Source organism: Maccoyibacter intestinihominis, from assembly GCF_040096355.1.
Lineage (GTDB): Bacteria > Bacillota > Clostridia > Lachnospirales > Lachnospiraceae > Maccoyibacter > Maccoyibacter intestinihominis.
The window spans coordinates 289,836-304,700 of the sequence record NZ_JBBMEX010000001.1; the positions used below are offsets into that span (position 1 = coordinate 289,836).

12 protein-coding genes and 1 pseudogene are annotated in these 14,865 nt (G+C 43.2%); all 13 read left to right on the forward strand.

The window, feature by feature from the left end; translation table 11 throughout:
- Positions 1-3 precede the first annotated feature (3 nt).
- The 13 genes and pseudogenes from WMO43_RS01375 (at position 4) to WMO43_RS01435 (ending at position 14,856) form a co-directional block, all read left to right on the forward strand.
- Positions 4-357, forward strand: a complete 354-nt coding sequence (locus WMO43_RS01375) for a YraN family protein (RefSeq protein ID WP_353529477.1) — start codon at positions 4-6, stop codon at positions 355-357.
- A 33-nt stretch (positions 358-390) separates the two neighbouring features.
- The gene (pgeF, locus tag WMO43_RS01380; protein ID WP_353529478.1) at positions 391-1,251 is read left to right on the forward strand and encodes a peptidoglycan editing factor PgeF; all 861 of its coding nucleotides are present in this window, start codon (positions 391-393) and stop codon (positions 1,249-1,251) included.
- 114 nt (positions 1,252-1,365) lie between these two features.
- A complete protein-coding gene (locus WMO43_RS01385; protein WP_177962267.1) occupies positions 1,366-1,740 on the forward strand; it encodes a GntR family transcriptional regulator in 375 nt (124 codons plus the stop codon).
- A gap of 68 nt (positions 1,741-1,808) precedes the next feature.
- Positions 1,809-2,636: pseudogene (locus tag WMO43_RS01390) on the forward strand (ABC transporter ATP-binding protein); the annotation flags it as partial.
- On the forward strand, positions 2,611-4,506 hold the full coding sequence (locus WMO43_RS01395; protein ID WP_353529480.1) for an ABC-2 transporter permease: 1,896 nt from the start codon (positions 2,611-2,613) through the stop codon (positions 4,504-4,506). The pseudogene WMO43_RS01390 and the gene WMO43_RS01395, both read left to right, overlap by 26 nt.
- 168 nt (positions 4,507-4,674) lie before the next feature.
- On the forward strand, positions 4,675-5,997 hold the full coding sequence (der, locus tag WMO43_RS01400) for a ribosome biogenesis GTPase Der (protein ID WP_353529481.1): 1,323 nt from the start codon (positions 4,675-4,677) through the stop codon (positions 5,995-5,997).
- Positions 5,998-6,000: 3 nt separating this feature from the next.
- Complete coding sequence (gene plsY / locus WMO43_RS01405; protein ID WP_353529483.1) at positions 6,001-6,648, forward strand: glycerol-3-phosphate 1-O-acyltransferase PlsY; 648 nt, start codon at positions 6,001-6,003, stop codon at positions 6,646-6,648.
- Between the two features lie 365 nt (positions 6,649-7,013).
- A complete protein-coding gene (gene nrdD / locus WMO43_RS01410) occupies positions 7,014-9,134 on the forward strand; it encodes an anaerobic ribonucleoside-triphosphate reductase (RefSeq protein WP_177962262.1) in 2,121 nt (706 codons plus the stop codon).
- A gap of 8 nt (positions 9,135-9,142) precedes the next feature.
- Complete coding sequence (gene nrdG, locus WMO43_RS01415; RefSeq protein WP_353529486.1) at positions 9,143-9,634, forward strand: anaerobic ribonucleoside-triphosphate reductase activating protein; 492 nt, start codon at positions 9,143-9,145, stop codon at positions 9,632-9,634.
- A gap of 38 nt (positions 9,635-9,672) precedes the next feature.
- Positions 9,673-10,107, forward strand: coding sequence for a dUTP diphosphatase (locus WMO43_RS01420; RefSeq protein WP_353529487.1), 435 nt, complete (start codon positions 9,673-9,675; stop codon positions 10,105-10,107).
- A 143-nt stretch (positions 10,108-10,250) separates the two neighbouring features.
- Positions 10,251-11,363: an ABC transporter ATP-binding protein gene (locus tag WMO43_RS01425; protein WP_353529489.1), complete on the forward strand. Its 1,113-nt coding sequence runs from the start codon at positions 10,251-10,253 to the stop codon at positions 11,361-11,363.
- Positions 11,364-11,551: 188 nt separating this feature from the next.
- Positions 11,552-12,508 carry a diacylglycerol/lipid kinase family protein gene (locus WMO43_RS01430; protein ID WP_353529490.1) on the forward strand — a complete coding sequence of 319 codons (957 nt, stop codon included), beginning with the start codon at positions 11,552-11,554 and terminating at the stop codon, positions 12,506-12,508.
- Positions 12,475-14,856 (forward strand): ATP-binding protein, encoded by a 2,382-nt coding sequence (locus WMO43_RS01435; protein ID WP_353529492.1) that lies wholly within the window; start codon positions 12,475-12,477, stop codon positions 14,854-14,856. The genes WMO43_RS01430 and WMO43_RS01435 overlap by 34 nt, the downstream gene beginning before the upstream one ends.
- Positions 14,857-14,865: the final 9 nt, after the last annotated feature.

The following is a 14,865-nucleotide window of genomic DNA, read 5'->3' on the forward strand; positions in this document are numbered from 1 at the left end:
AGTATGAACCGACGAAAAGAAGGAGCATATTATGAGAATCTGGTGGCAGAGTATTTAAAGACGCAGGGATATGAAATCTTAGAAAAAAATTACCGTTGCCGTATAGGAGAGATCGATCTGATTGCAAAAGAGGGAGAGACACTGGTCTTTGTGGAGGTCAAATATCGCAGGGATGACAAGATGGGAAATCCCAAAGAGGCGGTCAATCGAAAAAAGCAGAAAAAAATCTCCATGACAGCGTCTTATTATCTGATGCGGGAGTGCGGGCGTATGGATATTCCGTGCAGATTTGATGTGGCAGCAGTGTTGGGTGAGCAGATAGAAGTAGTAAAGAATGCATTTGAGTATCTGCCGTAGAACAGAAGGTAATAGGTCAAAGAGAGGTAAAAGATGAAGATCGAAGATTTTAAGAAGAAAAACGAAGAGCAGATATTTGTAATAGACGGCGGGGAACAGCCCCCGCTTTTAAAATATAAAAAGTTAGAAGAGATTCCTTGGATACGTCATTGCTTTACTACCAGAGAAGGCGGGGCAAGCAAGGGGATTTTTGCAGAACTGAACCTCAGCTTTACCAGAGGAGACGAGGAAGCGGCGGTGCGAGAGAACTATCGACGTGTTGCTAAGCGTATGGGAACAGAGGTATCGCATTTTGTGTGCAGTGACCAGACACATACCACCAATGTCAGAGTCGTTACCCAAGAGGATGCAGGGGCAGGAGTCGTCAGAGAACGCGGGTATACCGATGTGGATGGGCTGATCACAAATGAGCCGGGGCTGGTACTGTCCACATTTTATGCAGACTGTGTGCCGCTTTATTTTGTAGATACAGAGCATCATGCGATCGGGCTTTCACATTCCGGCTGGCGTGGTACGGTAGGAAGAATGGGTGCGGCAACCATCCGGGCGATGCAAAAACACTACGGAACAGATACAAAGCATCTGATCTGTGCGATCGGACCATCCATTTGTCAGGATTGTTATGAGGTCAGTGAGGATGTGGCAGAGGCATTCGCAAAAGAATTTCCGGATAATGAAAAAGAAATTTTAAAGAGTAAAGGCAGCGGAAAATATCTGTTAGACCTATGGCGGGCAAATGAGATCGTATTCATGGAAGCCGGTGTGCCAAAGGAGCAGATCGTAACCACAAACCTTTGTACCTGCTGCAATCCGAAGCTGCTTTTTTCGCATCGGGCAAGCCATGGAAAACGCGGAAATCTTGGAGCATTTTTGATGATAAAAGAACAGGGTTAAGAAAATCTTAAGTATTTCCTAAACTCCCCTTCCTTGTATAGGAAGGGGAGTTGTGCTATTTTAGGTGTATGAAATGTAGTAGTACACTTAATACGCAAGGAAGGAGTTGTAAAATTGCTGACATTGAATTATCGGGATACCAAGCCGATTTATATACAGATAAAGTCAGGATTGAAGAAGCTGATGATCACAGGCGCGATCGCTGCAGATGAAAAGCTGCCGTCTGTCCGGGAGTTAGCGGGAACACTTGCCATTAACCCGAATACGATACAACGGGCATACCGGGAGTTAGAGGCAGAGGGATACCTGTATTCCGTGTCCGGAAAAGGAACCTTTGCGGCTAAGGATATCCGGTTAGATGCGATGGGGATGGAAGAACTGTTCTTGCAGTTTGAAGAGATAGCAGAAGAACTGCTTTATTTTTCTGTAACGGCAGAGGAATTAAAAAGCAGGATTGAAAGATTAGAAAAGAGGAGGAAAGAGCAGTGATACAGGTAGAAAATCTGGTAAAAACCTTTGATGGATTCCGGGCATTGGATTGAGCCGATTTCCATGTAAAAAAAGGTGCGATCTACGGACTGGTAGGACCGAATGGAGCAGGAAAATCCACACTCATCCGCCATCTGACAGGGATCTATAAGCAGGATGAGGGAAGTGTCTTAATTGATGGAGAACCGGTTTTTGAAAATTCGGCAGTAAAAGAGAAGATTGCCTATATTCCGGATGACTTATTTTATTTTGCACAGGCAGATACCATGGAAATGAAAAAGTTCTATGAAGGCATCTATCCGAATTTTGATGCAGGACTGTTTGAAAAAATAAGGGAAGCCTTTCCTTCCATAGATACAAAGCAGACGATCCGCAGACTTTCCAAAGGAATGCAAAAGCAGGTGGCATTCTGGTTAGCGATCAGTGCAAGACCACAGATTCTGATCTTAGATGAACCGGTGGATGGTTTAGATCCGGTGATGCGAAGACAGATATGGAGCCTGATCCTGCAGGATGTGACAGAGCATGGAACGACCGTGCTAGTCTCTTCCCATAATCTGAGGGAATTAGAGGATGTATGTGACCATGTGGGGATCATGAACCATGGAAAGATTATTATTGAACGTTCGTTAAGTGAACTGCAAAGCAGTATTTGTAAGATCCAGGCGGCATTCCAGGCAGAAATGCCAAAACTTCCGAAGGATTTAGAAGTGCTGCATATGTCAACGACGGGAAGAGTCCATACGATGATCGTAAGAGGAGAACCCAAACAGATCAAAGAGCAGTTTACGGCTTTAAATCCGATGTTGATGGATGTATTGCCGTTAAGTTTAGAAGAAATATTTATTTACGAGTTAGGAGGTGCTGATTATGCAGTCAGGGACATCCTGTTTTAATAAGACGATCTTTAAGAAAAATATCACACATTTTTGGCCGATCTGGGGGATCTATCTGGTGTTTTTGCTCTATGCACTGCCATTGACACTGCTGTTATCCACAGAAAACCCGGGAACAGGTACTAAGGTGGCAAAACAGATCATGGAGGAGAATCTGGCACGCTATGCGACCTGTTTAGGCGGAGCGTTAACGCCGATGTTTGTATTTATTGCAGCGACCGTTTGTGCCATGACCGTTTTTTTCTATCTGTATCAGAATCGGAGTGCAAACATGATTCATGCACTGCCTGTCAGTAGAAAAGAACTCTATGTGACAAATGTGGTTTCCGGTTTCCTGTTTCTGATCGTACCGCAGATTCTGACCTTTGTCATTACCGCATTTGTATGTTTTGCAAGAGATATCTCCAGGCTGGAATATCTGCTGTACTGGCTGTTGATGACCATGGGAATGAGTCTGTTTGCCTATGCGGGAGCCATTGTGATCGGAATGTTGACAGGACAGCTTTTAGCAGTTCCGATTTTCTATGTGATAGCCAACTTTTTATATGTAGGGATCCGGTTTATCTTTCAGATATTACAGACAGAAATGGTCTACGGAATGGATCACCATTTCCGGTTCAGTAAAGGGGATTTTCTCTCTCCGCTGTACTATTTAGAAACGAATGTGTCTATTCATACGGTTTCCGGTGAAGAGGCAGCCGGTTCGTTGATCGAAGTGGTTGGTGGAAAAGCAGTCGCTATTTATGCGTTAGTCGGTGTCCTGTTATTTTTTGTAGGTTATCTGATATACAGGAAAAAACGTTTAGAAACCGTAGGGGACTGTATTGCAGTCAACTGGCTCAAACCGGTATTCCGATGGGGAAGTGCGATCTGCGTGGCAATCTTAGCAGCAGCATTAGTTGCAGGAGTGAACAGCAAGGCATCACGGACACAGATGATGATCCTTGCATTAATGGGGGCTGTTATCAGTGGAGCAGTGGCATTCTTCATTGCACAGATGTTTTTAGCAAAGAGCTTTAAGGTATTTGAAAAGCGAAGGATCACAGAGTGTGTCGGAGTTGTTGCAGTGTCCTTACTGTTAGTAGCAGGCATCAGTATGGATGCAGTCGGGATTGAAAAAAAGATACCGGATGTCGGTGAACTGAAGGCTGTCTATATGTGTGCAGATGAGAGTATTATGGCAGATGAGCCGGAAAAGATGAAAGAACTGATCGCACTACATAAGAATATCATAGACGCAAAAGACGGATTATTAAAAGCTTCACAAAGTAAGAAAGACGAGGGGGAAAATCCGAGAGTGGAATTTAAGTATGCCTATAAAGATGGCACTTATCTGTACCGCAGTTATGAACTTGCTGAGACAAAAAAAGAGATCCAAAAGAAGGATTCCGTATTAAATCAGATCTTAGATGTGGAAAACCGGTATGACAACTATATGGCGGGACTGTTTGGAAGAAATTATAAGACAGCCAAACCGGTTGGGATATCCCTTGATTTTTACAATGAAGTGAACGATACTTACGAGACAATCTATATGAGCAGTGAATACTTAGAAAAGATGTATAAAGCATTAAAACAGGACATCAAAGAGGGAAATCTGAAAAACATCCCGTATACACAGCAGGAAGATAAATTCTACTCTTCCGGACTCAGTATAGAGTATTATAATCCAAAAGGAATTGAGCAGGTGGATATTTACGGAGATGAGTACGGCTATTCCGCCGGTGTCTGGAAAAGTGATACGGCCTATGTAAAGTTCAACGTAGACTGTAAACATATGTTAAAGGTGATCGAGGAAGCCGGGCTGTTGACGGAAAATCATAAGCTTCGGACAGAGAGTGAGCAGAACGCACTTTTAAATGAACAGTGATGATAGAAAAGAACGATTCAGGGAATCATAACGAAGGGTTGTGATTCCCTGAATTTTATTGTAAACTAAGATACAGATGTCAAAGTGGCATAAAATGCTTTACAAGAAACGTTGGATATTGTAAAATCAAGCGAATAAATAAGATTACAGGAAAAGAGGAGAATAGATATGAGTAAGCCGGTAGTAGCAATCGTTGGACGGCCGAATGTAGGAAAATCGACACTTTTTAATGTATTAGCGGGGGAACGTATTTCCATTGTACAGGATACACCGGGAGTTACAAGAGACAGGATTTATGCAGAAGTGCAGTGGCTCGATAAGGCATTTACCTTAATCGATACCGGAGGAATTGAACCGGACAGCAAAGATGTTATCTTATCACAGATGAGAGAGCAGGCAGAGATCGCGATCGAGACGGCGGATGTCATTATTTTTATTACCGATGTGCGTCAGGGACTGCAGGATTCCGATGCAAAGGTTGCCGATATGCTCAGACGTTCGAAAAAACCGGTCATCTTAGCAGTCAATAAAGTAGATGATTTTAACAAATATATGGCAGATGTCTATGAATTTTATAATTTAGGAATTGGAGATCCGGTTCCGGTATCTGCGGCCTCCAGACTGGGGATCGGAGATTTGCTCGATGAGGTTATTGCACAGTTCCCACAGGGAAGTGCAACAGATGAAGAGGACGAAAGACCGAGGATCGCAATTGTAGGAAAGCCGAATGTAGGAAAATCCTCCCTGATCAACCGTCTGCTCGGTGAGCAGCGTGTGATCGTATCCGATATTGCGGGTACGACAAGAGATGCGATCGATACAGACATTAAATACAATGGAAAAGAATATGTATTTATTGATACGGCAGGACTGCGCCGCAAAAATAAGATCAAAGAAGATATTGAAAGATACAGTATCATCCGTGCCGTGACAGCCGTAGAACGTGCAGATGTCGTAATGATCGTCATTGACGCAACCGAGGGTGTGACGGAGCAGGATGCGAAAATCGCAGGAATCGCACATGACAGAGGAAAAGGGATCATCATAGCGGTCAATAAGTGGGATGCCATTGAAAAGAATGATAAGACGGTCAAAGAGCATACAGACAGGATCCGTCAGATTTTAAGTTTTATGCCTTATGCAGAGATTATCTTTATTTCGGCAAAGACCGGTCAGAGACTGCACCGTATCTATGAAATGATCGATGTTGTCATTGAGAATAACTCCATGCGTGTGGCAACCGGTGTACTCAACGAGATCATGACAGAGGCAGTGGCTATGCAGCAGCCGCCTTCTGATAAGGGAAAACGCCTGCGTCTTTACTATATTACACAGGTAGCGGTAAAACCGCCGACATTTGTTATTTTTGTCAATGACAAACAGTTAATGCATTTCTCCTATACACGATATATTGAGAACCGTATCAGGGATGCGTTTGGATTTAGGGGAACATCCCTAAAATTCATCATCCGGGAGAGAAAGGAAGGTTAGACTATGACAGTGGGCAGGATCATCTGTATTCTGATTGGCTACGCCATAGGACTGTTTCAGACGGGATATATCTATGGAAAAACACAACATATTGATATCAGGGAACACGGAAGCGGAAATGCGGGAACCACCAATACCCTGCGTACACTTGGTTTTAAAGCAGGAGCGATCACGTTCGCGGGGGATTGTGGAAAAGCAATCCTTGCCATTTTTATCTCCTGGCTGATCTTTCATGCTCAATATCCGGAAGGGATCAAATTATTGGGGATGTATGCCGGCTTAGGTGCGGTTTTAGGGCATAACTATCCGTTTTATATGAAGTTTAAAGGTGGAAAAGGAATTGCCTGTACTACGGGGGTAATCTTAGCGTTCCATTGGCAGATGGCACCGTTATGTATCGGACTGTTTATTGTAGTGGTGCTGCTGACGCAGTATGTCTCTTTGGGTTCGATCCTGTTAGTCAGTGTCTTTTTTATCGAACTTTTATTGTTTGGCCAGACCGGGCATCTTCCGGTCGCAGATACATATCTGCCGGAAATCTATGTCTTAGGTGGGATTTTTACACTAATGGCGATCTGGAGACACCGGGCGAACATCAAACGGTTGTTGAGTGGAACAGAGAATAAGTTAAATCTGTTTAAAAAGAAATAAGACGTATCAGAAAACTGAAAATAAAAGGGGAAGAGGGTGGTTCCGCCGGCTTGCGGAGCCACCCTCTTTAGGGTAATGAGAAAATGAAAAACTACGTTGTTATCTTTTAATGATGACAATTTTATAATAAATAGAAATTGTGACAAATATTTGACTTGATTATAAAAAAAATATGAAGAAAAATAAAAAAAGTAGAAACTTCTAAAAAGTGATTAGAGGTTGACTTCATATAGTAGAAGTGATAGGATAATAAGACACACAATATATAGTGTAAAAATAAAAGAAACATAATAACACATACAAAATGTGGGTAACATAATATAGAACTTCAGTCTACATAAAGAAACACCGGAGGGATGGTTGGAATGATCAAAGTAGTAAAAAAAGACGGAACAAAGGAAGATTTTAACGTACAGAAAGTGGTAGTGGCGGTCAACAAATCAGCATACCGTGCATTGATCACATTTACACAGGAGGAGTTGGATTTCATCTGCCAGTTTGTCGAAGAAAAAGTCAAAGAGATGCAGATCACCGAGGTACCGATCGCTACGATGCATAATATCGTGGAGGGTGCCTTAGAGCGTGTCAACCCGATCGTGGCAAAGAGCTATCGTGATTACCGCAATTACAAGCAGGATTTTGTACAGATGTTAGACGAGGTCTACAAAAAGAGCCAGTCCATTATGTACATTGGCGATAAAGAAAATTCCAATACAGACAGTGCTTTGGTCTCCACCAAACGAAGCCTGATCTTTAACGAGTTAAATAAAGAGTTGTACAAAAAATTCTTTATGACCACCGAAGAGATCCAGGCATGCCGTGACGGCTATATTTATGTACATGATATGTCTGCAAGAAGAGATACGATGAACTGCTGCCTTTTCGATGTGGAGAATGTCTTACGGGGCGGATTCGAGATGGGAAATCTCTGGTATAACGAGCCAAAGACCCTAGATGTAGCCTTTGATGTCATCGGAGATATTGTATTAAGTGCAGCAAGCCAGCAGTATGGCGGTTTTACCGTGCCGAGTGTGGAAAAGATCTTAGAACCTTATGCACAGAAATCCTATAAAAAATATAAAGAAAAATATTTAGGACTCGGATTGAGTGAGGAGCGTGCCGAGGAAGAGACCATCAAGGACATTAAGAGAGATTTTGAGCAGGGTGTTCAGGGATGGGAATATAAATTTAATTCCGTATCCTCAAGCCGTGGGGATTATCCGTTTATTACGATGACCTTTGGAACAGGAACGAAGCGTTTTGAAAAGATGGCATCCATTGCCATGTTAAACGTGCGCCAGAAAGGTCAGGGCAAGGCAGAGTGCAAAAAACCGGTACTGTTTCCAAAACTGGTATTTTTATATGATGAAAGCCTGCACGGACCGGGCGGCGAGTTAGAGGATGTCTTTGAAGCCGGTATCGAGTGCTCAAGACATACGATGTATCCGGATTGGCTGAGCCTGACCGGAAAAGGTTATATTGCCTCTATGTACAAGCAATATGGGGAGATCATCAGTCCGATGGGCTGTCGTGCGTTCTTATCCCCTTGGTATGTGGAGGGCGGTATGTATCCAAAGGATGAAAATGACAGACCGCGTTTTGTGGGACGGTTCAATATTGGCGTGGTCAGCCTGCACCTTCCGATGATCTTAGCAAAAGCCAGACATGAGAGCAAAGATTTTTATGAGGTATTAGACTATTATTTAGAGCTGATCCGTCAGATCCACATCCGTACCTATGCTTATTTAGGTGAGATGCGTGCTTCCACGAATCCGTTAGCTTACTGCGAAGGCGGATTTTACAATGGAAATCTGAACTATAACGATAAGATCAAACCGCTGTTAAAGACGGCAACCGCATCTTTTGGAATTACGGCATTTAATGAACTGCAGGAGCTGTATAACGGAAAATCCTTAGTAGAGGATGGACAGTTTGCGATCGAAGTATTAGAACATATCAATAAAAAGATCAATGAATTTAAGGAAGAGGATGGAAACCTCTATGCGATCTATGCGACACCGGCAGAGAATCTGTGTGGACTACAGGTAAAGCAGTTCCGCAAAAAATACGGGATCATTGAAAATGTTTCTGACAGGGAATATGTCAGCAACGGATTCCACTGCCATGTGACCGAGGATATCACACCGATCCAGAAACAGGATTTAGAATACCGTTTCTGGGAGCTTAGCAATGGTGGAAAGATCCAGTATGTGAAGTATCCGATCAATTACAATGTAGAGGCGGTCAAGACATTGGTACGCCGTGCAATGGAGATGGGATTTTATGAAGGAGTCAATCTGTCACTTGCGTACTGTGATGACTGTGGACATCAGGAGTTAGAGATGGATGTATGCCCAAAATGCGGCAGCCGTAATCTGACAAAGATTGAACGTATGAATGGCTATCTCTCCTATTCAAGAGTAAAGGGAGATACCAGACTCAACGATGCCAAAATGGCAGAAATATCAGAGAGAAAGAGCATGTAGGAGGCAGAATGCGTTACCATAATATTACAAAGGACGATATGTTGAATGGAGACGGCTTAAGAGTCGTACTGTGGGTATCAGGATGTGACCACTGTTGTAAGGAATGTCACAATCCGATCACCTGGGACCCAAACGGCGGACTTGTGTTTGATGAAGAGGCAAAAGAAGAATTATTTGAGGAACTGAAAAAAGATTATGTTTCCGGAATTACGTTCAGTGGCGGAGATCCACTCTATGCGGGCAACCGTGAAGATGTTTTAAAATTAGCAAAAGAAGTACATGAGAGATTTCCCGAAAAGACGATCTGGATGTATACGGGATTTGTCTGGGAGAGCATTGACGGGTTAGAAGTCATGGACTATGTCGATGTGTTAGTGGATGGAGAATTTGTAAAAGAAGAGGCAGACCCGCAGCTTCACTGGAAGGGAAGTGCCAATCAGAGAGTGATCGATGTAAAAGCGACAAAAAAGAGCGGAGAAGTCGTCTTACACTGTGCTTAAAGCCGTTTACCAATAAAAAAGATGGAGATTCAGAAACAATGCAAAAAATCAGAATTAAATATTTTACAGATAAAATAGATAAATTAGAGTATATTGAGGGAAAATCCGACTGGATCGATCTTCGCGCATCAGAAACCGTGGAATTAAAGGCAGGCGAGTTCAAGCTGATCCCGTTAGGAGTAGCCATGGAGCTGCCAAAGGGTTATGAAGCCCACGTCGTACCACGCAGTTCCACTTTTAAGAACTATGGACTCCTTCAGACGAACAGCTGCGGTATCATTGACTGTACCTACTGTGGAGATGAGGATATGTGGAGAATGCCGGTCTATGCAACCAGAGACACGGTGATCAAACAGAATGACCGTATCTGCCAGTTCCGTATTTTTGAAAATATGCCGACCATTCAGTTTGATGAGACTGCATCCTTAGACAACGAGAATCGTGGTGGATTCGGTTCAACCGGAAAACAATAGATTCGTCAATCTGTACAGGAACGTGGATAAATTTTGTGGAATCCCTGCATAGTAATTATGCAGGGATTTTTATATCATAAAAGCAGGACATCAAAAGAACGTGATGTAGAAAAATCGTCAGAATGGATAAGGAGAAGAAAGCTATGGCAAGTTTATCATTAAAAGGGATCGGAAAACGTTATCCAAATGGATTTGAGGCAGTGAAAGATTTTAACTTAGAGATTGAGGATCAGGAGTTTATCATATTTGTAGGACCTTCCGGATGTGGAAAATCCACAACACTTCGTATGATCGCAGGATTAGAAGAGATCACGACCGGAGATCTGTTCATCGATGGAAAACGCATGAATGAAGTAGAACCAAAAGACCGTGATATTGCGATGGTATTTCAAAATTATGCGTTGTATCCGCACATGACGGTATTTGACAATATGGCATTTGGATTAAAGCTTCGTAAGGTGCCAAAAGAAGAGATTGAGCAGAAAGTATTAGAAGCTGCAAAAATATTAGATTTAGAGCAGCTTTTAGACAGAAGACCAAAGGCTCTTTCCGGTGGTCAGCGTCAGAGGGTGGCAATGGGACGTGCGATCGTGCGGAATCCAAAAGTCTTTTTAATGGATGAGCCGCTTTCTAATCTGGATGCAAAATTAAGAGTCCAGATGCGTGCAGAGATTGCAAGCCTGCATCAGCGTTTAGGAGCAACGATCATCTACGTTACACATGACCAGACCGAGGCAATGACACTTGGTACAAGGATCGTCGTATTAAAAGATGGTGTGATCCAGCAGGTAGATACGCCAAAGAAGCTCTATAACGAGCCGCAGAACCTCTTTGTGGCAGGATTTATCGGCTCTCCGCAGATGAACTTTATTGATGCGGTATGTAAGGTACATGGTGAGGAAGTCCGTTTAGAGTTCGGTGATTTTTCGATCGTACTGCCGCCACAGAAAGCAAAAAAACTGATCGACGGAGGATATGCGGATAAAACCGTTGTAATGGGAATCCGCCCGGATGATATCGACGATTCACAGATTCAGATCGAGACTTATGGAGACACGGTCATTGAAGCAGATGTAACCGGATATGAGCTGTTAGGCTCTGAAGTACTGCTCTATTATACGGTAGCAGGCGTGAACATGACTGCCCGTGTGGACGCAAGAACAACGGCAAAGATCGGAGATCATATCCGACTGGCATTAGACCCGGAAAAGATCCATGTCTTTGATAAAGAGAGCGAACTGACCATTACAAATTAAAAGTCAGAAATCGTGAGAAATGAAAGATGATCAGAAATAAGACATAATGGGAATAAGAAATGATCAAGAATACGAGAGTATACAGGATGCAGGAAATACGAACAGAGTATTTCCTGCATCTTTTTTCTTTTAAACCGGAAAAGAGTCTGTTACAATAAAAAGAGAAAATTGGAGAAAAATGGTGGAATATGTTACAGATTTTTATTATTAATTCTTTTTCCGGGGACGAGACCACGACGATAGGGATCCGGGAAGAGCTTGAAAAAATAAAAGATATGGAATATCTGGTATTCAATTCGGAATATCCCGGACATGAAGGTGAGATGGCAAGGCAGATGTGCAACCTGTTCCCGGAGGAGAAGATTCGGTTCTACGCATGTGGAGGAACAGGAACTTTCCGCAACATTTTAAAAGGAGTGCCGGAAGAGGACTTAGGCAGGGTGGAGATCGCAGAAGCTGCCTACGGGCTGACGAATGACTTTTTGAATATCTATGGCGAAGAGAGGGAAAAATTCAAAGACTTTCGGAATTTTATTGCAGGAACAGTGCAGCCGCTGGACTATCTGCAGACTTCGATAGGCCCGGCACACAATACCGTGTCACTGGGATTAGACGGTCTGATCTTACGCGGAGTCCTGCATTTAAAAAAATTGCCGTTCTGTAAGGGCAGAGTTCCTTATTTCATCTCATCGGGTCTGGCAATCTTAAGTACCAGGACACTGGATTTAGAGATTGAGGCAGATGGAGAAATATTCAGCGGCAGATACTGTGAAGTGGCATTTGGCAACGGAAATCTTTTGGGTGGTAACTTCCATTTTGGCGGAGAGGCAGATCCGACCGATGGAAAGATGAAGATGATCTTAGTGCCGGGCAGAGGATTCTTCTATAAGATGAAAATGCTGTTTGCAGCAATCCTGAACAGGCAGGAAGTGTTAGAAAATTCATCTAGTTGGCGTATGGTGTCAGAGGCAAAGATCAGGAATAAAGAGGGCGTGCCTTTGAGTATTAATGTAGATGGAGAGCTTGAGATCGCAGAAGAGTTTACGATTCGGGTGAACCGGGGAGGAATGCGGTTTGTAGAGCCAAAGGATATTGACAGGAGTAATATAACATGGAAGAAAAAAGTAGATTTGCACAAATATTGATATTTTGGGATGCAGTCCTGTTAGGAACCCTGATCTTTATCAGTCTCAGTGTAAAGCCGGGGCTTAGGTGTTTATGGCTGCATTCGGCGATGCTCGCAGAATGTGCCATAGGACTTCTTATTTTAGGAATCCTCACCTTCGGGAAAAGTGAGCCGGATATAGTGCATGGACGTCTTTTTACCGTTATGATAGGAGGGATTTCCTTACAGCTTGTTCTTTATTACGACCAGCCGCTGATCCTTCATACATTTTTACTGATCCTGATGCTGACCATCACTATTTACAGGAATTTTTCGCTGTGTAAATTCGCAATGGTGGAGATGATGGTGCTTTATCTGCTGAGTGTGCTGTATTACTGGAATGTTGGCTTTGGAGACAATGTCAGTGTGATGTACTCGGTAGTAGCAGCAGGCGGTGTACTCGGAGGAAGTTTTATCTTATCCTGCATCTTAGGAACAGAGGAAAAGAACCGGAGGATCATCCGGGAAAACCGACAGACCTCGATCGATATGCTGCGCCTTGTCGAGATGAAAAAAGAAGAAGCAGAGCATCTTGCCGAGGTAAAGAGTGTCTTTTTAGCCAATATGTCCCATGAGATACGGACACCGATGAATGCCGTACTGGGAATGAATGAGATGATTCTGCGTGAGAGCAGTGAGGAAGAGATCGTGGAATATGCAAAAAACATAGAGCGTGCCGGAGAGACGTTAATGTCCCTGATCAATGATGTTTTGGATATTTCTAAGATAGAATCCGGAAAGATCGAGATCCATCAGGATGAATATAAATTAGAGACCTTAGTAGATGATCTGATGAATTTAGTCAGTGTAAAGGCAGAAGAAAAGGGCTTAGAGATCCGACAGGAATTTGATCAGGACATTCCGGGCAGACTCTATGGAGACGAACTGCGTATCAAGCAGATACTGATCAACGTACTAAATAATGCCATTAAGTATACCGATAAGGGAACGATCACATTTGGGCTGTCGTGGGAACAGACAGAGCTGGATAGCATGCTGTTGAAGATCCGGGTTACGGATACCGGGATAGGAATGAAGGAAGAGGAGCTAAAGCATATCTTTGATGCCTTCCAGCGTCTCGATGAAAAGAGAAACCAGTCGGTCGAAGGAACCGGACTTGGTATGACAATCACAAAGCAGTTGATAGAGTTGATGGGTGGAAAGATTTCCGTTCGCAGTAAATATGGAAAGGGAACGACTTTTTACTTAGAACTGCCACAGGAGATTTTAGACCCTGCACCGGCACAGTTCCAAAGAAAGAGGAAAAAAGCAGAGCAGCAGTACAGTGTATCTTTCGTTGCACCGGGAGTACGGATCCTTGCCGTGGATGACAATCCGATGAACTTAGCGGTATTAAGGGGACTTTTAAAAAAGACGGAAATGCAGGTGGATTTAGTACAGAGCGGCTTAGAAGCCATTGCAGCAGTACAAAAAGAGCGGTATGATATGATCTTAATGGATCACATGATGCCCAAAATGGATGGTATTGAAACCATGAAACAGATCCGCCGTCTTGCGGGAAACCAGAATCCAATGGCACCGATCATTGTTCTGACGGCAAATGCAACGGCAGGCTCCCAGAAACAATATATAGAAGAGGGCTTTGATGACTATTTGGCAAAACCGGTGCAGAGTGAAAAATTAGAGCAGATGATTTTTGAATATCTGCCAAAGCGCATGATACAAAAAAGGGATATGGAAGAGTCAAAACGCCCGGAACCGTGGAATGATGAAAAAATCTGCAAAGAGCTGTCTTTTTATGGGATTGATGTACCGGCAGGCTTATGCTATTTCAATCAGGATATGGAGCAGTATATCAGTGCTGCAAAGACATTTTTACAGCATGCAAAAGAAAAAGAGCAAAAGCGGAAGAATTCTTTAGAAGCAGGAGACTTAAAAGGCTATACCATAGAAGCACATTCCCTAAAAAGCAACGGCAGACTGTTAGGGGATGAGCAGCTAGGAAGTATGGCAGAGGAATTAGAGATGGCAGGAATCAGAGGCGAACTGGATGTGATCCGGGAAAAAGAGGCGTTATTAGAAGAACGGGTCAACCGTATTACAGAGGCTATCCGCTGGCTGCTTGCCTATACAGAGCAGGATGCAGAAAAAAAGGCAATTGGTCAGGGCATTCCGTTAGAAGAATATGAGAAGCAGAAACAGCGGTTAACAGAACTGATCGAAGACTATGAAGAGGAAGAGGCATCTGAACTGATCCTGAAATTACAGGAGCAGGGCGCAGATGAAAAGCAAAGTGAAGAACTCGAAAAGGTCCGACAGTGTTTAGAAGAATTTGCATATAAGGATGCCTTAAAATATTTAAAGTAGGAAAGGAAC

Coding starts and splice junctions, on each gene's coding strand:
- WMO43_RS01375 (WP_353529477.1), top strand. CDS start 4: ATGAACCGACGAAAAGAAGGAGCATATTATGAGAATCTGGTGGCAGAG.
- pgeF (WP_353529478.1), top strand. CDS start 391: ATGAAGATCGAAGATTTTAAGAAGAAAAACGAAGAGCAGATATTTGTA.
- WMO43_RS01395 (WP_353529480.1), top strand. CDS start 2,611: ATGCAGTCAGGGACATCCTGTTTTAATAAGACGATCTTTAAGAAAAAT.
- der (WP_353529481.1), top strand. CDS start 4,675: ATGAGTAAGCCGGTAGTAGCAATCGTTGGACGGCCGAATGTAGGAAAA.
- plsY (WP_353529483.1), top strand. CDS start 6,001: ATGACAGTGGGCAGGATCATCTGTATTCTGATTGGCTACGCCATAGGA.
- nrdD (WP_177962262.1), top strand. CDS start 7,014: ATGATCAAAGTAGTAAAAAAAGACGGAACAAAGGAAGATTTTAACGTA.
- nrdG (WP_353529486.1), top strand. CDS start 9,143: ATGCGTTACCATAATATTACAAAGGACGATATGTTGAATGGAGACGGC.
- WMO43_RS01420 (WP_353529487.1), top strand. CDS start 9,673: ATGCAAAAAATCAGAATTAAATATTTTACAGATAAAATAGATAAATTA.
- WMO43_RS01425 (WP_353529489.1), top strand. CDS start 10,251: ATGGCAAGTTTATCATTAAAAGGGATCGGAAAACGTTATCCAAATGGA.
- WMO43_RS01430 (WP_353529490.1), top strand. CDS start 11,552: ATGTTACAGATTTTTATTATTAATTCTTTTTCCGGGGACGAGACCACG.
- WMO43_RS01435 (WP_353529492.1), top strand. CDS start 12,475: ATGGAAGAAAAAAGTAGATTTGCACAAATATTGATATTTTGGGATGCA.